Raw genomic sequence first — 26,446 nt, 5'->3', positions numbered from 1 at the left:
TTGGAATATAGCAACTTGTTGCCAAATGCATGAGGAAAAAGCAGCATAGCCAAAAGAAAATATAGCAGAACTGTAAAATATAAAAGAGGTTGTGCCAACGTTTTGACACAACCTCTTTTCTTATTCTACTTTTTTATGCCGGGGGTGATCGATGTTCTACCCACGTGTGAGTTGGTTTTAGCCCGGGTGTTAATAAGCGGCAGTTAGTTGCCGGCGTTTGTTTTCAGTTGCTCATTCATAGCAGCGGCAGCTTTACGGCCATCACCCATCGCCAGAATTACAGTAGCTCCACCGCGAACGATGTCGCCACCTGCGTAAATCATCGGGATAGAAGATTCCATGTTGTCATTTACTGCGATAGTTCCTTTCCGTCCTAATTCCAGTCCTTTGATAGAGCTTGGAACAATCGGGTTAGGAGATACCCCAACGCTGACAATGGCCAGATCTATGTCAATTGTTTCTGTTGCTCCCGGGATGGCTACAGGACTACGACGTCCGGAAGCATCCGGTTCGCCTAATTCCATCTTTTGCAGAATAACTTGTTTTACGCAACCTTGTTCATCAGCAATATATTCGATAGGATTATGCAGAGTGAGGAATTCAACCCCTTCTTCTTTGGCGTGTTTTACTTCTTCGATACGTGCAGGCATTTCTTCTTCCGAGCGACGATAGATAATAATAGCACGTTCAGCGCCAAGACGTTTTGCCGTACGGACAGAGTCCATAGCTGTGTTGCCACCACCGATTACTGCCACATTCTTACCGAATGCTACCGGAGTGTCCGAATCTTCGCTGGCGGCATCCATCAAATTGACACGGGTGAGGTATTCATTTGAAGACATGATATTGATAGAGTTCTCTCCCGGGATATTCATAAAGTTTGGCAGTCCGGCACCGGAAGCCACGAATATTCCTTTGAAACCTTCCGCTTTCAAGTCTTCTACACCGATAGTCTTTCCTACAATACAGTCTTTGATGAAATTAACGCCCATCTTACCGAGATTGTTGATTTCTACGTCTACAATCTTGTTTGGCAAACGGAATTCGGGGATACCGTATTTCAATACACCGCCAATTTCATGCAACGCTTCGAATACAGTTACATCATATCCATATTTAGCCATATCTCCGGCAAATGCCAATCCTGCAGGTCCTGAACCGATAACAGCTATTTTGATGCCGTTTTTCTCTGCAATGACAGGTACGGAGATTTGTCCGCTTTCACGTTCGTAATCAGCTGCAAAACGCTCCAAATAACCGATAGCTACCGGCTTTTCATTCATTTTCAGATGAATACATTTTGATTCGCACTGTTTTTCTTGCGGACACACACGGCCGCAAACTGCAGGGAGCGCACTTGTTTCTTTCAATGTTTTAGCAGCTTCGAGGAACTCACCGCGTTCGATATTCTTAATGAAGCGGGGAATATCAATACCTACCGGACAGCCTTCCATACATCCAGGATTAGCACAGTCGAGACAGCGTTTGGCTTCTGTAACAGCCTGTTCTGCTGTTAATCCTTGATTAACTTCCTCTTTACGGCTGTGTGAACGGTATTCAGCATCGAGTTCATTCATCTCTACACGAGGAATAGCCGTACGTTCTTTTGGCTTCATGGATTTGCGTAACTCCTGCCTCCAAGCAGCATTACGACTTTTTTCATCGATTTCTTTGGTTGCTTCACATTCCGATTCCAGCTTATGCATTTCTTCGCGTTCGATATTCTTGAACGCACCCATACGTTTCAGCATTTCGTCGAAATTCACCTGGTGACCGTCGAATTCCGGACCATCTACACAAACGAATTTAGTCTTTCCTCCTACAGTGATACGGCAAGCGCCGCACATACCAGTTCCGTCCACCATGATAGTGTTTAGCGAAACATCTGTCGGAATTTCATATTTTTTAGTCAGCAAGCAAACGAATTTCATCATGATGGCAGGGCCAATAGCGAAACATTTGTCTACTTTCTCACGTTTGATAACTTCTTCTACACCTTCTGTCACCAGACCTTTCCGGCCGTAAGAACCGTCATCCGTCATGATAATTACTTCGTCAGAGCTTTCACGCATTTCTTTTTCCAAGATGATGAGATCTTTATTGCGTCCAGCCAATACAGTGATAACACGGTTACCGGCAGCCTTCAAAGCCTGTACGATAGGAAGCATCGGAGCCACACCTACACCACCACCAGCGCAGATTACTGTTCCGAATTTTTCTATATGGGTAGCTTGTCCGAGTGGGCCTACTACGTCAGTGATAGATTCGCCTTCATTCAGCTCGCAGAGACGGGTAGAAGAAAGCCCGACTTCCTGCACTACCAGAGTAATGGTACCCTTTTTCAGGTCGGAACCTGCGATAGTCAATGGCATACGTTCTCCTTTTTCGCCTACACGTACGATGACGAAGTGTCCGGCCTTACGAGATTTAGCAATTAAAGGAGCTTCAATTTCAAATTTGAATACTTTTTCAGAAAAGCGTTCCTTGCTAATGATTTTGTTCATTATCTAATTAATTTGTTGTTTTTATTACGTAACTGCTATCAGAATGATATAAATTTTGGCAAAGATACAGCTTATTTGCGAAATATAAAAGAAAAGCCACTCTTTTGATGAGTGGCTCTCTATATAAGGGTGCTTTTATTAGTCTGTCAGATCAAGTCTTAGTCTATCATGTCGAAGCCGCAGTACGGAACCAACGCTTTCGGAATTCTAATGCCTTCCGGAGTCTGGTTGTTTTCGAGTAGGGCAGCAACGATACGTGGCAGTGCTAATGCTGAACCGTTCAGTGTGTGGCAGAGTTCGGTTTTCTTTTCTGCATTACGGTAACGGCATTTCAGACGATTGGCCTGATAGGTATCGAAATTGGATACGGAACTTACTTCCAACCAGCGTTTCTGTGCCTCTGAATATACTTCGAAGTCGAAACAAAGGGCAGCAGTGAAACTCATATCACCACCACAGAGGCGGAGGATACGATATGGAAGTTCCAGTTTTTGCAACAGACCTTCTACGTGGTCTAGCATTTCCTGATGAGATTGTTTGGAGTGTTCCGGTTTGTCAATGCGAACCAATTCTACTTTGGAGAATTCGTGCAGACGATTCAGTCCGCGCACATCTTTACCATAGGAACCAGCTTCACGACGGAAACATTGTGTATAGGCGCAATTCATTATTGGCAACTGTTTTTCTTCCAAAATTACATCACGGTAGATGTTGGTTACAGGCACTTCTGCTGTCGGAATCAGATATAAATCATCTACTTCGCAATGATACATTTGTCCTTCTTTGTCAGGAAGCTGTCCTGTGCCATAGCCGGAAGCTGCGTTAACTACTGTCGGTGGCATGATTTCAGTATATCCGGATTTGCGTGCTTCGTCCAGGAAGAAGTTGATAAGAGCGCGTTGAAGTTGTGCGCCTTTACCTTTATATACAGGGAAACCTGCACCTGTGATTTTTACACCCAGGTCGAAGTCTATTAAATCATATTTCTTAGCCAGTTCCCAGTGGGGGAGTGCATCTTTAGGAAGTTCAGTTTCCATACCTCCCATTTTTTCCACTACGTTATCTTCAGCGCCTACACCTTCGGGTACGCTGTCGTAAGGAATGTTGGGGATGGTGTAAAGTACATTCTGCATATCTGTTGCAGCCTGTGTCATAGCGGCGTCTAATTCTTTGTTACCTTCTTTTAGTTCGGCAACGCGTGCGCGTGCAGTCTCAGCTTCCTCTTTCTTGCCTTCTTTCATCAGTTGACCGATGGTGCGTGAAAGCGAGTTAACCTCTGCCAGATTCTTATCTAATTCATTTTGTGTGCTACGTCTCTTGTCGTTAAGAGCGATCACTTGATCGATCGTTTCCTTTGCATTTTTGAAATGCTTCTTTTCCAGTCCGCGGAGTACCGCCTCTGTGTTTTCTGTAATTTGTTTAATGGTAAGCATATCTATACTTTTTATGAACTTTCTTATTTAAGGCTACAAAGATAAAGAAAAAACGAATAATCAAGCAAATATATGTGTTATATATAATATATATGATGTGTCTATGATATATATAATACATGTATTGAGCTGTATAATAAACATATATGCAGTGAATGATACATACATGTCTCTTTTAGAGTGATATATAAAACTCTGGTTGTTAAAAAGAAAGGAGATGTAATCCAATGGATTACATCTCCTTCTCTTAAATATTTTCAGTTGTGCAATTATGCCTCAGTAGCAGGAACAACAGAAACATATCTTCTGTCTTCTTTGCCAACTTTGAAGCTAACTGTACCATCTACTAAAGCGAAAAGAGTGTGGTCTTTACCCATTCCGATGTTTTCACCCGGGTGGAATTCAGTACCTCTTTGACGAACGATGATGTTACCTGCTTTGCAAGCTTCGCCACCAAATATCTTAACGCCTAATCTTTTACTTTGTGATTCGCGGCCGTTCTTAGAACTACCGACACCTTTCTTATGTGCCATTTCTTCTTACTTTTTAATTGATTAAGCTACTACTTCTGTAATTGTTAATTCAGTGAACTGTTGACGGTGACCGTTCAGTTTTCTGTGTCCTTTTCTTCTTTTCTTGTGGAAAACAAGAACTTTGTCGCCTTTAACCAAGTTTGAAACAACCTGGCAAACAACTTTAGCGCCTTCTACGGTAGGAGCACCTACTGTTACGTTTCCGTCTTTGTCTACCAAAAGAACTTTTTCAAATTCTACTGTTGAACCGTTTTCTGCACCTTCGATGTGGTGAACGAACAACTTTTGACCAGCTTCTGCTTTAAATTGCTGACCGTTAATCTCTACAATTGCGTACATCTTATATATAAATGTATAAGTTAGCTCCGGCGGGTGGTCTTTAATCACTTAAAGAACTCTTTATCGAACCCGTTGCGGAATAATCGGGCACAAAAGTACTATTTTTATTCGTTCCCGACAAATATTTCTTTTATTTTTTATAGGAGATAAAATGATTACGGCAAATAAATGAGCATTTTAGCTCTCATTGTAGCCTATTGGACTAATTCTCCTAAATTCTGCATAATGATTTTGTGTGGATAAACACGAAGTTCCTCTCCCGTTGTCATTCCGTTCAGCACACCTGCAAAATCGACTCCTGCATTCTGCGCTGTTTCGGCATCTACGGTGCTATCTCCAATATACAATGTCTCTTCGGGGCTACTTCCCAGATGTTCCAATGCAAATTTAACTCCTTCCGGCGAAGGTTTCGGTGCTTTTACATCTTCTCCTCCCACTACTATATCAAGAAAATCTTTAGGCAGAAATTCTTCCAGATAACTCAATATCCGGAAACGATACTTGGTAGAGATAATTCCGACGCGGGCACCCCGTTTCTTCAATTCTTTCAGTGTAGACAATGTGTCGGGAAAAAGACGGGTATTTACATTCATGTGTACATCAGCTTCCAGTCTGTACTCCTGCCGGAAGGCCTCCAGCTGTGCCGGGTTGGTAATTCCGGTAAGGATACTGAATGATTCTTCCAATGTTTTGCCGATTGTACGCTTGATAGCTTCATCAGTAACGGTTAAATACTGATGCCGGGTAAGCACAATTCTGAAACACTTAACGATACCACGCGACGAATCGGCTAGTGTGTAGTCGAAATCGAATAAATAGGTTTTGTAGTTCATTGGGGAAAACTTTTCCGCAAAAGTACTAAATACTTTTCTTATTTCACAGCTTCTACTGTGTATCCTTGTCTTTTTAGTAAGTTTAATAATCCTTTTTCTCCGGGGAGGTGCAGGGCGCCTACTGCAACAAAAGTCGGGGCAGCCTTCATGATTGCCGGTAGTTTTTCAGCCCATGCTTTATTACGGTTGTAAATCATGGTATCTTCTTCGCCGGGAAGTGCGTCACATTGATCGCCTTTACGCTCTTCGCTGATTTTAAGCATGGTGTTCAGATCTTGGTTCATGTAGGCGTTTGTGAGCTTTTTCAGGTTTTCTACTTCAGTCTCTATATGGTTAAGAGTGCACATTAATAGTTGTGCTTGCCGTTGTAGTGAACTGCCATTGAAAAGCAGGTTGAATTGGAATTCTGCAGTTTCCAGTCCGTCCACCTTTTTTCCGTTTTGGATGGCTTGACTTTGAAAGAATGTGTCGAGTTGCTCTTGCGGGTTGAATTTCCCTATATGTTTTACGTAAGCCATCACCACTACATTATTTAATAAGAAGGCAGGTTTTAGCTTCGGAGCCATATTTAAATCTACCATCAGGTTTTCTTTGCAGAATTTATTAGCAGTCTCAAAGTCTTTCGGAGAAAGGAGAGAGTTTAGCGTGGTATCACTTTCAATCATCATTGCCTTTTGCATCTTTTCCATGGTGGCAGGCGATTGCATTTCCGACATTTTTATCTCTCCATATACTTGTTGAGTTTCATTCATAGCCTTTTTAAGTCCGGCAATGCTATCCATGATGCTGAACGGTGCTAGATGGTGAGTGCCTATGATGTAGGAAGGTTGGTTCAGTCCGTTGCCGGACACTTTCCATAAAAGCTGTGCATTGGCGCTGAATGCCACGCAAATAAATAGAACTGCTCCGATGAATGATTTCATAATTTTATATCATTAGAAGTTGATAATTAACGTATCCTGCCGCCGCTTATCCAGTGTTTGGTATAATAGTTTTCGTTCAAGTTGCTGACGATCACTCCTTTACTGGTGCTGGAATGAATAAACTTACCGTTTTTGAGGTAAATGCCTACATGAGCTACTTTATTTTTTGAACGACTGCTGGTGAAGAATACCAAGTCTCCTTCCCGGAGATTCCGTTTGGCGACTTTATTGCTTTCTTTTTTTAGATCTTCCGTGTTACGCGGCACTTGGGTGCGGTATACCTTACGGTACACTTGATAAACTAATCCCGAACAGTCGGCTCCTCGTTTCGAATCACCTCCACCACGATAGGGAACCCCTATCCAGTCGGCTGCTTCCAGATAGAGCTTATGGTTATCCTCCATATTAATATCTACCCCCAACAATATAGAAGCTCGTGCCAATGCTTGATAATCCAGCCGGGGTGCGGAAGTGCGGCAGGAACTAAGGCTGGCAATCAGTCCTAATAAAAGGATGAATTGCAGGAAGTATCTTTTCTTTCTATCAGGTTTCTTTATACTAGACTTATGGGTATCAGACTTTTCTGTTATATATCTCATCATAATTAGTTTATGCAATAATTTTAGTAAGGATGGATACTTACCATTCATTATTTTATCATTTCCTATTTACCGTTTACTCTTCTTCTACATTAAAATAATCCTCCAGTTCTTTCTCTGCGGAGTTGTCCTCGTTGATAATATCCCGGATGATGACACCGTGTTCCAATAAAGCAATCCTCGGACATACATCTACGGTATGATTGAGATTGTGACTGGATATGATAACCGTAGCTTGATGCTCCTCATTATATTTCTTGAGCAGATGTTTGATGATAGACTGAGAACTTGGATCGAGAAAGTTGAATGGTTCGTCCAGTATCAGTAATTGCGGGTAATGAAGCATGGCAGAAATAATTCCGATCTTTTGCTTGTTACCTGCGGAGTAGTTACGGATTAGCTTCTTGTGCCCGATCACTTCTCCACTCATAAAACGTTCGAAAGGAATCAGACGTTCGTCCACTTCTTCTTTCTTTAGTCCGTACATCTTTCCGATGAAATAGAAATATTCTTCCGGAGTGAGATAATCAATCAGAAAACCATCGTCAATGAAAGCACCGGTAATGCTTTTCCAGTCTTCGCTTTGGCTGACATCAATATCATTAATAATCACCTTACCATCGTCTGCTTTTAACAGATCCAGCATGATTCGGAAGAGAGTTGTTTTACCGGCACCGTTGTTTCCCACCAATCCGAGCATATCGCCTTGATTGATTTCGTAGTGTTCTATGTCTACGGCAATCTTCTCACCGAAATTCTTTTTAAGTTTGTCAATGATAATCATGATCTTCAATGTTTATATGGTTAATGATTCATGAGCGTTTATTGGCGGCTGTCTCTGAAGCCTTCCATGTTTTCGTATCGCCGTTTCATGAAACGATGATATACATTTTTAATCCATAAAGGAGAAGTCAGGGTAAATCCGAGACCGACAACTAACAGAATAATGTAAGTGATTGTTTCACCTAAAAATGCATTTAATAGACTGTATAAGATGAGAGGCACACCGAAAGCAGCGAAATTAACCACCATCTGTATAGCGCTATTCGTTTGTCGGCTTGCCACTTTCTCGTTTAAGGGGACCGTCTGTTTGTTGTAGACAGCCAGTTGGAAAAAACAGAAATAAATAAAGCCGATGGTATAGAAAAACCAGGCGAAGGCGCCCAGTAAAGTGAGTTTATTCATGATGATGGCGGGAATCATGAGTATGAAAGGTATGATTTCGCCAATGCTGTATGTGTAATATTTGGCTTTCAGTAGACTCATAATTGATTCTTTACGAGACATCAGGCCATCAATGTAATTACCTTCGAATGACATAATCTGTGAAAGGATAATCATTCCGAATACGGCAAAGTTGTATACACAGATGAAAGAAGTCATGAAATTCCCGTCGTAGACACTGGAAAAGCTAAGTGCGACGGAGAAAGCCACCACTACAATTGCGATATTGCGTAATGCACCTTTGCAGCGGCGGTTGCGTAAAAGCATTTTCAGTTCCAGCCTCATATATTCGCCAACTTCCCCGTAGCGTTCGAAGAATTTATATTCGGAGACATGTTTAATCTGACTATCTTCTACTTTTGCCAGCTCTGCATAGATAAGTCCGGACATGATCTTGCGGTTAATCAACCATAAAATGGCAATCACAAGTATGGTGCCGAGAAAATAGAGAATGTTGCCCTGTATGTATCCGTCTCCCAGATCCATGAAGAAATAGAAGAGAGGACTATCTTCGGGAATAAAAAGAAGGCAGCCTATTCCACCGTAGAAAGCAATAGGTAATAGAATCCACCAAATACGTTCGTTGATAAGAGTGCGGCAAAGCAAGTACCAGTAATTATTGGCAATAATCAATAGCAAGATACCGATAAGATAGGTGATGACACCGGGGATACCGAAAAACTTGGTAATAGTGATGAAGGAAAAAGGGACAAACAGAAACAACCAGAACAGGTTGAACAGGCTTAGTCCCGAGCGGATTAGTAAAAAGTCGATGACACGAATTCGTTTAACCGGCAGCAGGAGGTAAGGTTTTACCTCCTGCGTCGGTGTTTTTTGAAACGGAACACGCAACAGAAAGTCCAGTGCCAGGATAAAGATCAGAACCACTGCGTTCATCACATGATATGGTTCCCGGTTGGGAACCATATCAGAAAATCCGAACGCGAACGTCGTACCGAAGAATATCAGGTAACCAGCCCAGAATGCGCCCATGACATAACCGAGTATTTTAGCAACTTTGTTCTTTTCATACATCGGATGCCGTTTGGCGGCAAGCCTTCCATGTTTGCGTAATTCGTTGAATATCATCATTCGGTAGATATACTAGAGAATTTTTATTTGTTTTCTTCCGGCACGGTCATGATGACTTGAATTTCGTTGTTCTGTTTCAGCAATTTGGCGAGGAAGTCTTGCACTTCTTTCGCTGTAATGCTGTTGACCAACTTTTCATAGTCTTTTGTATTATCTACACCCGTGTAGAGGTATTCGTCCATATTATTAAGCCAGTAGCCGTTTTCTTTCTGGGCGTCTTTATACTTCTTCAGCATATATTCTTTGATCTTCTGCATGTGTTCGGCAGACGGACCTTCTTTTGCCATTTTGTGAAGTTGTTCTACAACAACAGCAGACAATTTATCTTTCTTGGCAGGGTCAGTTTGGAATACAATCTGAAGAACAAGTTCCTCTTTCGGGTATTTACCAAGACTTCCGTTACAGCTTACACCGTATGTACCTCCTTCTTTTTCACGGATTTCAGCAGTGTAAACCAAATCCAGAGCCTGATCTAAGAAGCTAAGCAGGACATTGTTGCGCAAGTCATATTTGCAAGTGCCGCTATAAAGGAACATGATGGTAGCCATCGGAGTTTCCTGTGCTTTCGCAAATACATTTTTGATCTCTCCCTTGCGGATGTCCATCTTGTTATCTTTGAAAGTCTCTTTACGGTTGATAGATGGCAGACCTCCCAGATATTTGGCGATTAACGGTTTCATTGTAGCCAAGTCTACGTTTCCTACCAGGAAGAAAGTGAAATCACTTGCATCTTTGTAGCGGTCTTTGTACATTTCAAGAATACGGTCATAGTTGATCTGGTCTACCATGTTTTCTTTCATTCTGATAGCGCGTGGATGGTGACCGTATAGTACGCTTGTAATAGTGTCACTGAAAGCAGTCATCGGGTTAGCGTCTGCATTTTGAAGTTCAGCTTTCAAACGGTTCTTGTAAGATTCGAATGCTTCGTTATCCTTACGCGGAGATGTGAAAGTCAGATAAGTAAGCTGCATCATTGTCTCAAAGTCTTTCGGAGCACAGCTACCGGAAACAGTTTCCGTAGTGTTGCCGATACCCGCACCTACGTTTGCACGTTTGCCAGCCAAAGCTTTACCCAGATCTACTTTGCTGAAATTACCGATTCCACCTACTAGAGCTACTCCGTTTAATTGAGAGATATTGATAATTTCTTCGTTCGGGAATACGCTGGTACCACCGAAGCTTACACCTTTCATTACAATCTGGTCAGCCTTGAAATCAGTTGGTTTCACATATACGGTTACGCCGTTGGAAAGTACCAACTTAGTTGTACCATAGATTTCGCCAGCTTTTTCAGAAACAATCTTACCGCCTTTAATATCTTCAGAGATCAGCGGTTCGTTAGAAACTTTATCTTCATAAGGTTTCAGATCGAATGACTTCATTTGTTTCAATAAAGCAGCAATTTCTTCTTTAGTAGGGTATTTTGCTCCTTCTTTTTCCGGACCGGCCAGCAAAACCACCTGATTGTTGTCAGTGATTAGTTGTTGCATCACCTGATTGACAGCTTCTACAGGGATATTCGGAGCCAGTTTGTTTACCAGTGTATATTCAACTTCAATTCCCGGAATCGGTTCTTTTTCAAGGAAATTGTTAACGTATTCGTTGACGTAAGAACCACTTTTAGTCTTTTCACGTTCGTTGTAAGCAGATTCTACGGCTTGCAAATAGTTGGCGCGTGCGCGTTCATATTCTGAAGCGGTAAATCCGAAGCGGCGTGCACGTTCCGCTTCTTCCAAAACAGTTTTCATTGCTAAATCGATACCGTCTATTTTGCTGCTTGCATCAAGTGCGAGTGCTTCTTTAGTCTTGGCAAGGAAATAGTTTCCATATTCTGCGCTTGCACTAGTGAAAGGAGGATTAGCGGTTTGACGGAGTTCGTTCAAACGGTTGTTCAGCATATTCATAGCCATGCTGACCATATACTGAGTAGCATAATAAGCAATGGTGTTTTTCAAAGAATCCGGTGTAGCGTCTTGTTTGAAGAAGATGTTCACATAAGGATTCTTCACTTCCTTGTCTGTACCGATATAGATAAGCGGTTCCTGATTATCTGCCACTGGATAGTAGATACGTTCGGCCGGGTTTACCGGAGCTTTTACATCTGCAAATACCTTTTTCAGTTTAGCTTCAATTTCATCTACATTGATATCACCTACAATAACGATTCCTTGTAAGTCCGGACGATACCATTTCGCATAATAATCGCGGATATCCTGATAAGGGAAGTTGTTGATAACATCAATACTTCCGATAGGCATACAGTCTGAATATTTAGAATCCGGATACAGAGTCGACTGTGCATCAGTCATGATGCGAAGCATACCACTGTTGCGGCTTCTCCATTCTTCGCGGATAACACCACGCTCTTTGTCAATTTCCTTGTCGGCAAGGTTGATAGCGTTCGACCAGTCGTGAAGGATCAGCAGACAAGAGTCTACCACGTTTATATTTTCAGTTGGTACGTTGCTGATGTTGTACACCGTCTGGTCGACACTGGTATATGCATTCAGGTTCGTGCCGAATTTGATACCTTTTGTTTCACACCAGGGCACGATGCCAAGTCCGGTTTCATCACCTGGGAAGTGCTTTGTTCCGTTGAAAGCCATGTGCTCCAGAAAGTGTGCCAGACCACGTTGTTGTGGTTCCTCAAGAATGGAACCTACTTTCTGGGCGATGTAGAATTCAACTCGTTTTTCGGGAAGGGCGTTGTGGCGAATGTAATAGGTAAGCCCGTTGTCTAGTTTACCGATACGAACATTCTTGTCCACAGGTAACTCTTGCATGGGTTGTGCAAGTGCGAGCTGGAAATTGCAGCATATAAAAAGGACTGCAATAAATAATCCACGTAATAAATGTTTCATGTTCTATTTAGTTTAAATAAATATTTCTGTGTTATTTGTCGTTGTGCTTGGTTGTAAATCACAAATAGACAGGGAAAAGAGTTATTTTATAGCTTCCCGTATCCTGACTAGCTTAGTTAACAGTCCTTCCAGAAGGTCTAACTTTAACATATTGGCACCATCGCTTTTGGCTACGGCAGGGTTTTCATGTGTTTCGATGAATATTCCGTCGGCACCTACGGCGATACCTGCTTTGGCGACAGTCTCTATCAACTGCGGCATTCCTCCTGTTACCCCACTGGTTTGGTTGGGTTGCTGCAAGGAGTGAGTGACATCCAGAATCACCGGATAGCCAAATGACTGCATTTCGGGGATACCACGGTAGTCTACAACAAGATCTTGATAGCCGAAAGTTGTTCCACGTTCGGTAAGCATCACATTCTTGTTTCCGGCTTCCACCACTTTGTCGGCAGCAAACTGCATTGCCTGCGGTGAAAGGAACTGTCCTTTCTTGATGTTAATCGTTTTTCCGGTTTTGGCTGCGGCAACCAACAAGTCGGTCTGGCGACAAAGAAAAGCCGGGATTTGAAGTATGTCCACGTATTCGGCTGCCATTGCAGCTTCATCTGCGGTATGGATATCGGTTACGGTGGGGACTCCGAAAGTCTCATGTACCTTTCTCAATACTTTGAGTGCTTTCTCATCGCCAATGCCGGTAAACGAATCCAGACGTGAGCGGTTTGCCTTACGGTAAGAACCTTTGAATACATAAGGTATTTGCAGTGCTTCGGTGATCTTTACTACTCGTTCGGCAATGCGCATTGCCATTTCTTCACCTTCTATCACACACGGACCGGCCAACAGGAAAAAGTTGCCGGTGGGGTTGTTCTTAAGTTCTATCATTTTATTATTTACCAATTACAAATTATCAATTAGATTGTGAGTATATGTCTCTCTCCTTGGGGGGAGTGATCCTGATTAGTTGGGGATGATAAGCGTTGTCTTTTCCGGGAGCACGCCTACTTCTAAAGGAAAATGTTTAGGCAACAAACGCCCGTCCAAATCCACCGCTGCATTCTGTGCCCGGAGTACCTTTACTTTTCTCGTCCGGTAGCTTTTCACCACTTTGTGATTCAGGATTCTTCCCTGAATCAGCATCCATAGTCCGGAAATAATTTGCAGGAATTCCGGGCGGTAGATTACAGATACATCCAGCCATCCGTTGTATGGAACGGCACTGGGAGTTTGTCCCCATCCCCAGGCACTGCCTATACATACGGTCATGATGCGTCCACGGATATGTTCATCATTGATGCGGAGATGCATTCTGTAGAGCTTCCGTTCGAAAATGAGGGAGAACAGGGCAGCAACGTATGAAAGGAACTTCACCCCCCAGAAACGTTTGGTCTGATCGGTGATTTTAACGATTCGTGCTCCCAGTCCGATATTAACGGCATTGAGGAAATAGCGACGCTGGTGTTCGTTTCCGTCGTAGAAGTTGCAGTAGCCTACATCTATTTTCTTCAACCGATGATTGATGATACAGTCGACAGCCGGCTTGTATTCGGTGCTAAGTCCCCAATATTTGGCGAAGTCATTTCCGATACCGTTCGGAATCATGCCGAGGGCGATGTTCTCTTTGTCTTCGGCATCGGATAGCATAATGCCATTGATGGCATCGTTCAATGCCCCATCACCTCCCACAATGACAATCGTGCGATAACCATTGTTGGCCAAAATTTTAGCGAGACGCTCTACCGAACCGAAACCTTCGGATTGTACATAGTCATAGTCTACACCTTTACTGTCCATGTACTCCTTAATTTCTTTCCAGCGCTTCTTTACCTTTCGGGTACCAGCTTTTGGGTTGTAAATCACTCCCCATTTCTTCGGTTCTACACTCATATTTGTTTATCTATCCTATTGTGTATTAAAAATCGCACTATAATAACTGCCAAAGATACTAATTCCCTTGCAGTTTCTCTTTTACAAAAGCTATCTTTTCTTCCATTGGCAGCTCTGCATTCATCCAATGGATCGTAAATCCTCTTCTTTCCATGCCGCGGAACCAGGTCATTTGTCGCTTGGCAAACTGATGGATGGCTATCTCCAAACCATTGAACATTTCTTCATAAGTCAGTTTGCCTATGACGTATAATGTCAGGTATTTGTATTCCAGTCCATAGTAGATGAGATCGTCCGGTGTAATTCCCTGTTCGATCAATCGTCTTACCTCGTCCACCATTCCTTCATCCAATCGTTGTTTCAATCGGTGGGTGATCTTTTCACGGCGCAGTTCCCGGTCAATGTCCACTCCGATGATGAGACTGTTCAGTTCCGGAAATTCTCTTTCGGGAACCGGATGGGCTGCATAATACTCTTCAATTTCTATCGCACGTATCGCCCGTTTTACGGTATCCACATCGGTAGAGTTATGCAAAACCTTGTATTGACTTAGCATTTCCGTCAACTCTTCCAGCGAATGATTTGCCAAACGGTTGCGTAATTCCTGATTTTCCGGTACGGGCATCAGTTTATATCCTTTCAACACGGATTCCAGATACATACCTGTCCCTCCACATAAAACGGGAAGACAGCCTTTTTGTTTGATGCTTTCGTAAGAATTCAAGAAATCACGTTGATATTCAAACACATTGTATTTATATCCGGGGTCTGCGATGTCAATCAGATGATAGGGGATTGTACGTCCGTTTACGGTATAGTCGGCCAAATCTTTTCCTGTACCGAGATCCATTCCTCTATATATCTGACGGGAATCGGCACTGATAATTTCTGTGTTGAGTTCATAGGCCAAGGCAGCGGCAAAGGGAGTTTTACCCGAGGCTGTAGGTCCGAGTATGGCGATTAAATCATAGTCCGGCATAGCTTCATTCTTTTATATCTGCAAAATTACGAAATATTTTTAACCTGTTTGGTATTCAATCGCTTTTTTATCAAGATTAATAAGGGGGATAGGGAAGGTTAATTTGTATTTTAACCTCTAATTGGTGGTATTCAATCTAATAATAATGAAGTGTATGAGAATACCGCCATCTGATATTATCTACTATGATATTTGTGTTGTTTTTATTGTCAATCTGTCATGATAGTAGCTAATCTTTTGATTTTTAGTGGAATATGGCTGATGATAGGAGCTGACAATAGGCTGACAATAAAGGTCTTGTTTTTTTATTGTCAGCTTTGTTTTTGCTGATTAAATAGTGTAACTATTTGATAAACAGTTGTTTATCTCCTTTTTTATCATGATGCTATTTTTGTGATAACTTCTGTATATCTGTATGTTTTTACGTTATATTACCACTAAGGTTGTGTTGAAAAATCAGGTGTGATAACTCTAGTATGCTGATAGAATAACACGGAGATACGGGTAAAGTAGCTTAAAGATACTGGCATTGTTCAGCTAGAGTGCCTTTATTGTTCTGCTAGAGTACCGTTCTTGTTAGTTCTCCACGGCCGTGGTAGCTTCTTCCCACAGTCGTGGTAGCTTCTTCTCACGGCCGTGGGAAGATCTCACCACGGCCGTGGTGAATGAATGATATCGGTAGCTTAACAGATGTATACCTGCTTGATAGAATAAAGATAAAGGTGCCTTAATAGAGTTGTGCTTACTTGCGTAAGTCTATAAACCTAGCATTCAAAATCATTTCCACATTTATCTGTTGTTTATTGTCTGTATGATTCGGCATACCTTTCCGTTTTTATCCACACCTTCTATGGTTATATCTTCCGGTGCAGTGCTGTCCGGAGTATAGTATTCGATAGTTGCTTTTCCATTGGCATCCAGTTGAAGGGTAGGATTCCAATAGATCGTACTTCGTAAATCCGAGCGTTGGTCATTCTTTTTTTCGGGCGTATCATAAGTCGGATGGTAGAATTCGACCGAGTCGCTGTACCCTAGTGGAGTGCACGTGATAATACCTTGTGCCGGTCTTGCCGGGATATCTTTGCCGTCTTTCAGCGTAATAACGATAGCACCTGCCGAACCGCGGGAACCTAAGATCGCTGCATCGGCACCGCGAAGAAGGCTCAAGCTCGACATATCACTGGTTTGTATCATGGTCAAGATGTCGTTATCGTCTTCATACACCACGTCGTCAACAACAATGACAGGTTGCTCGGGATTGTTGCGGATATGTATTTCATTTCCGTTTGTCACGCTAATGCCCGGAAGTCTGGTAACTGCATCAAAAGCTGTTTGCGCACCGAATCCTTCCAGTCTGTCCCCTTCGATCGTGTAGGTGTTGATACCTCCTGTGTAAATACTTTCTGAACTGGCCTTTTTACGACTTCCAGTGACTACCACTTCTTTCAGATTGTACACTCTCATTCCACCTTTCATGTAATATTGGTCGCGGGTGTTGAGCAAATAATCTTCCATAAACGTTGCTGTTCCATCATGGAAAGGAGACTTGTGCGAAGTTGCCGGGTATTGAGGAGTGTCAATCACGATGTCCACTCCGGCAAATCCTCTTTTGGTACGTGCCTGAACAAGGAAAGTCGTGCTATCTCTGAAAGATGTGTTCACGATAAACTCTCCTTTTTCGTCTGTGGTGGTAGTGGCGATGATGTTCTGTTTGGGAGCCAGAATACAAATAGGTCCTTTCTTAACGTTACCTCCAAAGAAACCTTTGATACGTCCGCTGATAGTTTGCCCCTTTTCCATATAGTTGGTGAGGTTCATTGAAGGTGCAGTCAGTACATTCTGGATATGGTGTCTGCGCCATCCGTGCGTCATCATCAGGAAGTCTACCGTGCGGAGAGTCCGGAGGTCTTGCTGCAAAAAATAATATCCGGGATTTTCTACATATCCTTTTAAGTCGGAGGTCAATAGAAAATTCGATACGATATTGTCAGCAAGCGAATCCGGGCGGATACTCTTTCTGTCGGTAATGCTGATGGAAAAACTACCTTCTACCGGAGTACCGTTATCGTCTTTTGCTGAAATTTGCAGGGATACCTTTTCTCTTTTTCCGTATGTCGGCTTATCTGCAAGAATTTGCCATTGATGCGGATTCCGGTCGGGTATGAAAACCAGGCATTCGCTAAGTGCGTTGCCCTGTTGGTCGATCAGCATGAAATGGGTGATGCCTGCGTTGAATAAACTGTCGTTCATTCTTCCAAAAGTCCTGTCGATACTGACTGGCTGCAGGATGACCAGCTTTCCACGAGTGTGCGCAATCAAGAATAACTTTTGAGGCCATTCGGTAGCTTCTGTTTTCTGGATTTCGTAACGGATTTCCTTTTTATAATGTGTCATGGAAAGTGTGATTCCTTTTTCTTCTACAGCTGGGAGGTCGAATCGTTTACTGATACCGTCACCGGATTTGGCAATCACATAGTAAGAGTTTCCCACAGTCGGATTCAGTGTGAAAACTCCCATGCCGTCATGCTCCGAGCGGAAAGCTGTCAATGTGTCTCCGTTGGCATCGAACAGGAATCCTTCTATTTCTGTAGAAAAGCCATCCGATCCTTGAGCCTTGAAAGCTATATTCTGATGAGCAACGGTCAGGAGAGCACCTCCTTCCGGGAAGAACTTAACATCAAAGTCTTTTGTAAACGAAGGCAGATAGAAAGTCTTTTTATAAATATATTGGGGATCATCGAACTCTACTTCAATGTGGCGTGTGGCAATAGGCTTCAAATCCGGCAGGGAAATAGAAATCAACCCATTCTCGTCTGTCTTTCTTTTACCTTTATCTTTAATCTTTCCGTTTTCAATGTAGCGGTAGCGGATGGCAGTATTTCCGAAAGCCTCTTGGGTATTGCTGGTAAATCTTACCTTGGCTGTATAATGTGATTCGTCTTCTTGCTGATACTCAATATTTGAAACAATCGTATTATCAATCGAATTACCGATTTTCAGATTGCGTGAATAAAAGAATTCCGGTTCCTGATTAAGCATCCAGTTGCTATATCCCCGCAAATAATAATCACCTGCAGGGAGAGTGGGAGGGAGGGTGAAAGCATTATGAAAACCCAATGAATCTCTACGGATCTTTTTCCGTTCTACAATAGAGTCGGAACGGTTGACAAGCTCTGTAATGATGAAGTTGCTTTGTGTATTATCTTGATGTGTAACAGAGTTTACCAGATATCCCTTGAACCATATTTTTTCTCCTGCCCCATAAAAGGGCTTGTCCAGATGTAAGTAGAGTTTCTCCTGTGGGACTTTTTCCAGTAGATTAAAATACGCAATAATTGTATCTTGTACGTTTTGCCCTGACAATGGGGCAAAACAGAACAGTATTCCGAAAAAGAAAGCTATTAAGCCTCTATGGATAGAAAATGTAGTTTTGTTTTTCATACGTTATGTGTTTGATTCTACATCTATGATTTGTGCATCCAGATCGAAAGCACTTTCTTTTTTACTGCCAGTATGTTAATCACCGATACAACGATAAATAATAGAATACCCATACTGATTGCTGCCCATAATGATCCGGTTTCCAGCTGTGGAAATAGGATGCGGATACTGTCTATGTAATAACTGCGCAACCAGGAGACTAATCCGATGGATAATACAAGCACAATAACGTTCAATCCTACCGTGAGCAACTGATAAGGCAATGCTACCTTGTTGGGACTGTATCCGATTAGTAATAGACTTTCCAGCTTGGTTGTATTCTTTTGTAAAAGCAGGAAGATGCTCAACATCAGTATATAGAATGAAAGGATACTGATAAATAAACCCACTCCCAATACAATACCTACGATAAGACGGAGGAAATAAGTTGTTTTTCCGGCATCCAGCTTACCATCTTCCGTTTCATATCCTTTCTTCTGAAAATAACTGGCGATGGCGGAATCTGCCGGATTGCTAACCTCGATAATCAATCGTGCCGGTTGGGCTTCTGCATTCGGTGCGAAATTCTCATTAGCCCATTTCATAAAGGACTGGGGAACAAGAATCGTATTCAGACGATTGGAGAAACCGACAATGTTTCCTTTGTACTGTTCCACCCGTCCGTTGCCACGCATCATAATGTCCATTTGAATCAGACTCATTAACCCTTCCGATAGTTTGGGGAGGCTGCGGCTTTGCGCAAAACCGAAGTTATAAAGGTTCAGATAGTTGCGCGGAATGATAATGGGTATGGTATGTGTGTGTTCATCGAAATGCCATTTATCGAGTTTGATGTCGACAAACTCATCGGGAACAGACTCAAAAAACATATCTGTGGAAAGATGAATACCGGCTTCCTTCATTCCCAATCCTGCTGAAACTTTGAATTGAGAAGGAGTGAAAGCTCCTATTGTTTTGGTAAACGGTTGCTTTTTCAGATCCGCAATTTCTTCGGCAGAGAATGTATTACTCTTTCCTGCAAAAGAACCGAGAGCACTGATTTTCTTTGTAGCTATGATGAAATCCTTTTTCATAAAGCTGTCTCCTTCGGTGAATACCGGAATGACATCTTTATAAAACTGTACGCTAAGCAATACAATCATCATGCCGAATAGGTTGGCTAAAAAGAAACCGGCTAATTGACCGATACTGATATGTTGGCGGAGAAGCTTCCAGACAAGAGTTGGCATTTTATTTACGATTTTACAATTTACGATTTACGATTTGAAATGATGCTGTGAAAAGAGGTTGTTTATTACCTGCTACCTGTTATTAACCAGCTTACTACAGTTGAAGTGTATGGTTGTAAGGCAACTCGATATGTTTACCGATGGAAGTGGCGATCACTCCGGCTCCTTGTGCCTTTGCTTCGGCGATGATAAGTTCACCCATGATGCGGCTGTTATCATCGTCCAGGTGGCTGATCGGTTCATCCAGAAATAAAAAGTCGAACGGCTGGCAGAGCGCCCGGATAAAGGCGACGCGCTGTTGCTGTCCGAAAGATAGCTTGCCGGCTTTCACATTTATTTTATCTGCGATCCCCAGTTGTTCGAAGAACGATAAGATTTCTTTTTTCTTTTTGCATCCGGTGAGGTTATTCTTCAATTGCACATTTTCAAGAGCGCTAAGTTCGGTGAAGATGCGTAAATCTTGAAAAAGCATACTTAGTGAATGCTTTCGCAGGTCGACCCATTGCTTCACGGAGTATGCTTTGATATTGGTTTCATCGAAATTAATAATCCCCTGATAGTCGTTGCGGTAGCCATAGATATAGCTGCACAACGAAGATTTGCCGGTGCCGGAAGCAGCTTCAATCAGATACATTTCTCCTTTCCGGAAGAAAAGATCCTGATGCCATACGTCCGAAGTCACCGAATTACGGTCAGCAAACACTTGGGGAAGTGTTTGCTGTAAGTGAATACTATTCATACCGTTGGTTTATACATTTATTACATGCCGGCAAATTGCTTGGCAAAGTCTACAATTTGTTTGAGGGCATTTACATCTTTGTCTTTCAGGCAGAGGTCGATCTCGCTGACTTTCCCTTCCGAACTCATGGACAGGTAAGAAACCTTGTTGGCCAGTTCGATATATGTCTTAGCTTCCTGTCCTCCGAAACCTGCTACCATTTTAACGATAGGCAGATCGAGGATTGCTTCGGCATTGATTGCTATAAATAGGCTCTTTCCCTTCATATCCGATGCATAAGGAGCATCTTTGACTGATTTGTCGGCAGCTTTACCTACGTTTTTGTAGAGTAACTCATCATTGGTTGCATACATTTGTTTATCCTTGATGCCGAAGAATATATTCATGCCTCTTGTCTTGTAGACATATTCGTCTTTGCCAAGTTGCATGATATCTTCCCCTCTCTTCAATCCCAATGATTCCTTGTTCTTGTAAATCATTTCAAGAGCATTGCCGTTCTTCACGTCAGCGTACATCATGAAAGTGGGAGCACTGCTCATCGTTACGTTGATTAATCCTGCAGAAATATCACCATTGAACGAGCTGAACAACTCTTTTACTTCGTCTGCCTTAGCGATAGATACTGTGTTGCGGAATTCCTTGTTTTCGCTCAACAGGTTATACAGTTCGCCTCCTTTTACACCTACGTTGAAGAACATCAGGGTAGAAGCCGGGAAGTATTTAACGAAAGTATTGTTCGCTTTTCCAACAGATTCCATTTGTTTTTTTAGGAGAGCTTTCACTGCTTCGTTTTCAGTATAGTTTTCTGTTTTGAGGGCAATCTTTCCTTTTTCAAAGTTCAGTCCTCCTATCAGAGTGATGTCTTCCGCTTTCACTTCAGTAGGTAATCCCATGGTTATCTGATCGCGGTAGGTTGAAGGAATAGCTGTCATGGAAGCAAAGAAGTTAATATCATTTTTCTGTTTCTCCATTTTCTGGAAAGCTCCTGATTTCACGATACTATTGCTTGCTGTCTGTTTCAACAAATTAGTAATGGCTTCTTTGGCTTTATCAGTTTGAGTTGTTCCGCTGACATTGACTACCAATATAGTAGAACTATTGAAAACAAGCAAACCGCTATTCATCGTTGTAAAACTGTAACCGTCAGCTTCGCCTACCGGTTGGCAGATCTGTTCTTTTGCCATCACGTCGAGTGAAGCATGCAACTTATCTTCATTGTTCACTTTACCTACAACAGTAGGATAAGGGAAAGAAGATGAAGAGAACACATAGAATGGAGATTCAACATCGATTCCCGATTCGCCCGGATTCTTCATAACCTTTTCCAGTTGTTGGAATGTGGCCGCATTCATTCCGCTTTTCAGTGCTTCCAGTACTTTTTGTTTAGCAGCTTCATTCTCTTTATCATCCAATCCCGCTTTGCTTGCGAGGGATTTAAGGTTGATAGAGGCAACTACCGAAGCGTCAGCCGGTATCACATTTGTATATTCCGATGTTTTGGAACATGCTGCCAGAAAAACAATCAGTACTGCCAGTACCGAGAGTCGTGAAATCGTTTTCTTTGCCATACTTATGTTATTTAAAAGTTGTATAATCATTGATTCAGACATTTACTGCTGTTATTGATTTTGCAGATTCAGCGTGTGGCAGGCCACCAATGCCGCTGTTTCTGTACGGAGCCGTGATTTGCCGAGACTAATCGGTACGAATCCCCGTTCGATGGTCTTCTTCACTTCTTCTTCACTGAAATCTCCCTCGGGACCTATCAGAACAAGGGCGTCTTCTCCTGGTTTCAGAACATTCTTCAATAGAGGTTTCTCCCCTTCATAACAGTGGGCGATAAACTTCTGTCCTTTAAACTCCTGCCTGATGAACTGATCGAACTCAATCATTTCGTTCAATTTTGGCAGTCGTGCCTTGAGAGATTGTTTGATGGCTGATACCAGAATCTTTTCAATCCGTTCGGTCTTGATGACTTTACGTTCCGAGAAACGGCAGTTGAGGAAAGTCAGTTCGTCAAAACCTATTTCGGTAGCTTTCTCTGCAAACCATTCGTTACGGTCCATATTCTTCGTCGGTGCCATGGCAATGTGTAAATGGCACGGCCATAACGGTTCCTGAAAAATGGTTTCTTTGATGTTTACGAAACAACGTTTGTTGGTTGCAACAGTAATTTCAGCTTTGTAGAAGTTACCCTTACCATCGGTAAGCGTGATTTCGTCTCCGATACTTAGCCGCAGAACACGGATACAGTGTTGTGCTTCCTCTTCGGGAAGCTCGTTGCTTTTCTGTATATCTGGAGTATAAAATACGTGCATAATATTACTTACTGATTTTTATTTCTTGAATTGATTTGATCGCGTATCTGCGCGGCTAACTCGTAATTCTCATCTTTAATAGCCTGTTCCAGTGCTTCTTCAAGCGTTCTGGAAGTAGCACCGGGCAAATCATGTTCTTCTTCAGCCACTTCGTCGTTGTCCGTTTCTTCAGAACGGGTTCTTTCTTCTGACGACATGTGAAGACATTCCTGTTCAAGAATAGATTCATAAATAAGAATCGGGCAGTCGGCACGCACTGCCAGGGCAACTGCGTCTGAAGTCCGTGCGTCGATACGTATAATCTCTTCGTCTTTTTTGAGGTAAATATAGGAGTAGAAAATACCATCCTTTGCTTTGTAAATTAATACACGTATCAGGCTGGCTCCCAGTATAGTAAGACTTGTTATAAATAAATCATGTGTCAACGGACGGGGAGTTTTCACTCCTTTCAGATATAAAGCGGTAGCCTGGGCTTCCGCTGGACCGATGATGATAGGCAGTTGCCTTTCACCGTCCACTTCGCCCAATAGCATAGCAAACGCGCCTACTTGCGCCTGGCTGTTCGTGATATTTATAACTTGTAATTCTACCTTTTTGTCCATCGTTCTCTTTTACTTAATTTGTTTTACTCTCCTGCTGGTGTTTGTACTTGAATACCAAGGCAAACAGAATGCCGATTACCAGCGCATAAGCGGCAAAGATCAGCCAAATGTTCATCCATTCGCGACTCACCAGTCTGCCGTCGGCATATACAGAGAATGCATCAACTACCGCACCGCTGGCATATCCGCCCATGATGGCTCCCAATCCGTTAGTCATCATAAAGAACAAGCCCTGTGCACTGGCACGGATAGAAGATTTGGCTTCTTGTTCAACAAACAACGAACCGGAAATGTTGAAGAAATCAAAGGCCATACCATAAACAATCATGGAAAGGATCAGCATCCATAGTCCTGATCCCGGATCTCCAAAACCGAACAGGCCGAACCGGAACACCCAAGCGAACATACTGATTAGCATGACTTGTTTGATTCCGAAATGACGCAGGAAGAAAGGTATGGCAAGAATAAACAATGTTTCGGACATCTGTGAAATGGATAACAGGATGACTGAATGTTTCACTCCGAAAGAATCTGCATATTCAGGGATGCTGGCAAAACTGCCTAGGAAAAGGTCGCCGTAAGTATTCGTAATCTGCAATGCTGCACCTAGAAGCATGGAGAAAAGGAAGAAAATAGCCATTTTCTTTTTCTTGAATAACACCAGCGCATCCAGTCCGAAAGCGGAGAGCCATGATTTGTTTTCAGATTTAGCCGGTCGACAGGCCGGGAGCGTAAATGAATAAAGTCCGAGTAGCAATGCGGAAGCACCTCCTACATAAAGTTGTGCACTTGAATTCTTGAATCCGGTAAGGTCGACAGCCCACATGGCACAAATAAAACCGATTGTTCCCCATACGCGGATAGGAGGGAAGTCTTTAATCAGGTCACATTTGTATTGCTCCAGTGCATTGTACGATACCGTGTTGGCGAGGGATAAAGTGGGCATATATACCAACAGGTTGAGTAACATGGCCCAATACATCTGGTCGTATCCCGTTGCGGTGGAAGCGTAGAAGAGACATCCTGCTCCTGCAATATGGCAAAGTCCGTATAAACGTTCTGCATTAAACCATTTATCGGCAATAATACCGATAATACCCGGCATTACCAAAGAGGCAATCCCCATGGTGGCGAAAATGGCTCCGATTTGTCCTCCTTCAAAATGAAGTTCTCTTCCCATATAACCACCTAATGATATTAACCATGACCCCCATACAAAGAATTGCAGGAAGTTCATAATAATCAAACGAACTTTTATACTCATGACTTTTTTAATTTGTGTTTCTCTTCACATTCATAAACCTTGCAAATATAATATTTTCGTTGAATAGGTGGATAAGTAATTTGATAAAAAGGGGATAAAAATGGCATAAATGCGAAGAAAAGATGAGATTTGGGTGTGAAAAAACAAATGAAGGGGGTATAAAAAAAAGAAGGCTATCTATCCCAGACAGCCAATCTTTGTTAACCTTAAATCTAATACCATGAAAAACACAGTGCAAAGATATAGGGTTTATGTTATACAACATAATGTTTTCTCGAAAATATTCTATTTGTTAACTCTAATTAACTTTGAATCTTCCGTTTTTCTGTTACTGCCCTCTCTAATCAGCCATACTTCCGGAGAAATGTCTGATATCCGAATGGAAACTTGGTTCCGGCACCTTGCCGGTTATTCTACGTAGAGTACCAATCCTTTCAGATATTCTCCTTCGGGATGATAGATGTTTACCGGATGGTCGGCCGGTTGAGTCAGCTGGTGTAGAATGCGTACGCTACGCCCTGACATGGCTGCTGCGGTAAATACGGCAGTACGGAAATTGTCTTTGCTTACCACTTGCGAACAAGAGAAAGTAAACAGGATACCGCCTGGTTTGATTTTCTCGAATGCTTTGGCGTTCAGTTTACGGTAACCTTGCAAAGCATTCCGCAGTGCATCTTTATGTTTGGCGAATGCGGGCGGATCAAGGATGATTAAATCATACTGGTCGCCCATGCGGTCGAGATATTTGAAAGCGTCCTCGGCAAACGCCTCGTGGCGGGAATCACCGGGGAAGTTTAATTCCACGTTTTTGTTAGTCAGATCAATCGCTTTGGCTGAACTGTCGACAGAGTGCACGAGTTTCGCACCTCCGCGCATGGCGTAGAATGAGAATCCGCCGGTGTAGCAGAACATATTCAGTACCGAACGGTCTTTGGCGTAACGTTCCAGCAAAGAACGGTTTTCACGCTGATCTACAAAGAATCCGGTCTTCTGACCTTTCAGCCAGTCCACATGGAACTTCAAGCCATATTCTTGTGCGATATTATCACTGCTTCCTCCTTTCAGAAAACCGTTTTCGGGGAAAAGGTCTGCCTTAAAAGGAAGAGTTGTTTCTGATTTATAATAGATATTTTCGATCTTGTCACCCATTACTTCGGATAAAGCTTCGGCAATTGTCATGCGGTCTACATGCATTCCCGCAGAGTGTGCCTGCATAACAGCGGTTTTGGCATAAACGTCAATCACCAGTCCGGGGAGATTGTCTCCTTCACCGTGAACGAGACGGTAAGTGTTGTTGGTCGGATTAGTGGCGATGCCGATACTGCGGCGCATATCGTATGCAATTTCCAGTTTGCGTTTCCAAAAATCGTGATCGATAGGTTCCTGGCGGAAAGACAGTACGCGCACAGCAATACTTCCGATCTGGAAATGTCCTTCGGCAATAAATTCTTTTTTTGAGGTGTACACTTCTACAACTTCACCTTCATCGGGCTCTCCGTCAAAACGAGCGATAGCACCGGAAAAAATCCAGGGGTGGAATCTCTTAAGAGAATCTTCTTTACCAGGTTTGAGATATACTTTATGCATAATGTAGTCTTTCCTCAACCCTCTCCCAAGGGGGAGGGCTTCAGATCGTTTTATTATTGGTT

The 26,446-nt window shown here is 42.6% G+C and carries 21 protein-coding genes; all 21 read right to left on the bottom strand.

Features of this window, described 5'->3' with window-relative positions; translation table 11 throughout:
- Positions 1 to 203 precede the first annotated feature (203 nt).
- The 21 genes from N5O98_RS23115 to N5O98_RS23015 all read right to left on the bottom strand — a co-directional run bounded on the left by N5O98_RS23115 (position 204) and on the right by N5O98_RS23015 (position 26,384).
- The gene (locus N5O98_RS23115) at positions 204 to 2,504 is read right to left on the bottom strand and encodes a bifunctional dihydroorotate dehydrogenase B NAD binding subunit/NADPH-dependent glutamate synthase (RefSeq protein ID WP_004309008.1); all 2,301 of its coding nucleotides are present in this window, start codon (positions 2,502 to 2,504) and stop codon (positions 204 to 206) included.
- Between the two features lie 158 nt (positions 2,505 to 2,662).
- Entirely contained in the window at positions 2,663 to 3,937 is a 1,275-nt protein-coding gene (gene serS / locus N5O98_RS23110; RefSeq protein WP_004301791.1) for a serine--tRNA ligase, read from the bottom strand.
- Between the two features lie 269 nt (positions 3,938 to 4,206).
- The gene (rpmA, locus tag N5O98_RS23105) at positions 4,207 to 4,470 is read right to left on the bottom strand and encodes a 50S ribosomal protein L27 (RefSeq protein WP_004301792.1); all 264 of its coding nucleotides are present in this window, start codon (positions 4,468 to 4,470) and stop codon (positions 4,207 to 4,209) included.
- A 21-nt stretch (positions 4,471 to 4,491) separates the two neighbouring features.
- Positions 4,492 to 4,809: a 50S ribosomal protein L21 gene (gene rplU, locus N5O98_RS23100; RefSeq protein WP_004316691.1), complete on the bottom strand. Its 318-nt coding sequence runs from the start codon at positions 4,807 to 4,809 to the stop codon at positions 4,492 to 4,494.
- Between the two features lie 194 nt (positions 4,810 to 5,003).
- Entirely contained in the window at positions 5,004 to 5,642 is a 639-nt protein-coding gene (locus N5O98_RS23095; RefSeq protein ID WP_004309869.1) for an HAD-IA family hydrolase, read from the bottom strand.
- Positions 5,643 to 5,680: 38 nt separating this feature from the next.
- Positions 5,681 to 6,565: a TraB/GumN family protein gene (locus N5O98_RS23090; RefSeq protein WP_004309868.1), complete on the bottom strand. Its 885-nt coding sequence runs from the start codon at positions 6,563 to 6,565 to the stop codon at positions 5,681 to 5,683.
- Between the two features lie 26 nt (positions 6,566 to 6,591).
- Positions 6,592 to 7,215: a C40 family peptidase gene (locus tag N5O98_RS23085; protein WP_004324994.1), complete on the bottom strand. Its 624-nt coding sequence runs from the start codon at positions 7,213 to 7,215 to the stop codon at positions 6,592 to 6,594.
- A gap of 25 nt (positions 7,216 to 7,240) precedes the next feature.
- Positions 7,241 to 7,948, bottom strand: coding sequence for an ABC transporter ATP-binding protein (locus tag N5O98_RS23080; protein ID WP_004301798.1), 708 nt, complete (start codon positions 7,946 to 7,948; stop codon positions 7,241 to 7,243).
- Between the two features lie 38 nt (positions 7,949 to 7,986).
- Positions 7,987 to 9,480, bottom strand: coding sequence for a DUF5687 family protein (locus N5O98_RS23075; protein WP_004304601.1), 1,494 nt, complete (start codon positions 9,478 to 9,480; stop codon positions 7,987 to 7,989).
- A gap of 23 nt (positions 9,481 to 9,503) precedes the next feature.
- Positions 9,504 to 12,341, bottom strand: coding sequence for a M16 family metallopeptidase (locus N5O98_RS23070; RefSeq protein ID WP_004309865.1), 2,838 nt, complete (start codon positions 12,339 to 12,341; stop codon positions 9,504 to 9,506).
- A gap of 81 nt (positions 12,342 to 12,422) precedes the next feature.
- Positions 12,423 to 13,223 carry a 3-deoxy-8-phosphooctulonate synthase gene (gene kdsA / locus N5O98_RS23065; protein WP_008650894.1) on the bottom strand — a complete coding sequence of 267 codons (801 nt, stop codon included), beginning with the start codon at positions 13,221 to 13,223 and terminating at the stop codon, positions 12,423 to 12,425.
- A 75-nt stretch (positions 13,224 to 13,298) separates the two neighbouring features.
- Positions 13,299 to 14,225 carry a diacylglycerol/lipid kinase family protein gene (locus N5O98_RS23060; protein WP_004301802.1) on the bottom strand — a complete coding sequence of 309 codons (927 nt, stop codon included), beginning with the start codon at positions 14,223 to 14,225 and terminating at the stop codon, positions 13,299 to 13,301.
- Positions 14,226 to 14,283: 58 nt separating this feature from the next.
- On the bottom strand, positions 14,284 to 15,204 hold the full coding sequence (gene miaA, locus N5O98_RS23055) for a tRNA (adenosine(37)-N6)-dimethylallyltransferase MiaA (RefSeq protein ID WP_004309863.1): 921 nt from the start codon (positions 15,202 to 15,204) through the stop codon (positions 14,284 to 14,286).
- A 789-nt stretch (positions 15,205 to 15,993) separates the two neighbouring features.
- Positions 15,994 to 18,645, bottom strand: coding sequence for a TonB-dependent receptor plug domain-containing protein (locus N5O98_RS23050; RefSeq protein ID WP_004309862.1), 2,652 nt, complete (start codon positions 18,643 to 18,645; stop codon positions 15,994 to 15,996).
- Between the two features lie 23 nt (positions 18,646 to 18,668).
- A complete protein-coding gene (locus N5O98_RS23045; RefSeq protein ID WP_004309861.1) occupies positions 18,669 to 19,874 on the bottom strand; it encodes a hypothetical protein in 1,206 nt (401 codons plus the stop codon).
- Positions 19,875 to 19,968: 94 nt separating this feature from the next.
- Positions 19,969 to 20,613, bottom strand: coding sequence for an ATP-binding cassette domain-containing protein (locus tag N5O98_RS23040; protein WP_004304608.1), 645 nt, complete (start codon positions 20,611 to 20,613; stop codon positions 19,969 to 19,971).
- Positions 20,614 to 20,633: 20 nt separating this feature from the next.
- The gene (locus N5O98_RS23035; protein ID WP_032855970.1) at positions 20,634 to 22,181 is read right to left on the bottom strand and encodes a DUF4836 family protein; all 1,548 of its coding nucleotides are present in this window, start codon (positions 22,179 to 22,181) and stop codon (positions 20,634 to 20,636) included.
- A 51-nt stretch (positions 22,182 to 22,232) separates the two neighbouring features.
- Complete coding sequence (locus tag N5O98_RS23030; protein WP_118161367.1) at positions 22,233 to 22,931, bottom strand: 16S rRNA (uracil(1498)-N(3))-methyltransferase; 699 nt, start codon at positions 22,929 to 22,931, stop codon at positions 22,233 to 22,235.
- Positions 22,932 to 22,939: 8 nt separating this feature from the next.
- Positions 22,940 to 23,533, bottom strand: coding sequence for a bifunctional nuclease family protein (locus N5O98_RS23025; RefSeq protein WP_004301811.1), 594 nt, complete (start codon positions 23,531 to 23,533; stop codon positions 22,940 to 22,942).
- Positions 23,534 to 23,546: 13 nt separating this feature from the next.
- Positions 23,547 to 24,797 (bottom strand): nucleoside permease, encoded by a 1,251-nt coding sequence (locus N5O98_RS23020; protein ID WP_004301812.1) that lies wholly within the window; start codon positions 24,795 to 24,797, stop codon positions 23,547 to 23,549.
- A 408-nt stretch (positions 24,798 to 25,205) separates the two neighbouring features.
- Entirely contained in the window at positions 25,206 to 26,384 is a 1,179-nt protein-coding gene (locus N5O98_RS23015; RefSeq protein WP_004304613.1) for a class I SAM-dependent rRNA methyltransferase, read from the bottom strand.
- Positions 26,385 to 26,446 lie beyond the last annotated feature (62 nt).

Origin of the sequence: Bacteroides sp. LFL-34, from assembly GCF_027257075.1 — a bacterium.
Lineage (GTDB): Bacteria > Bacteroidota > Bacteroidia > Bacteroidales > Bacteroidaceae > Bacteroides > Bacteroides ovatus.
Note: the sequence above shows the minus strand (reverse complement) of the source record. Positions and strands in the feature narration are given on the sequence as shown.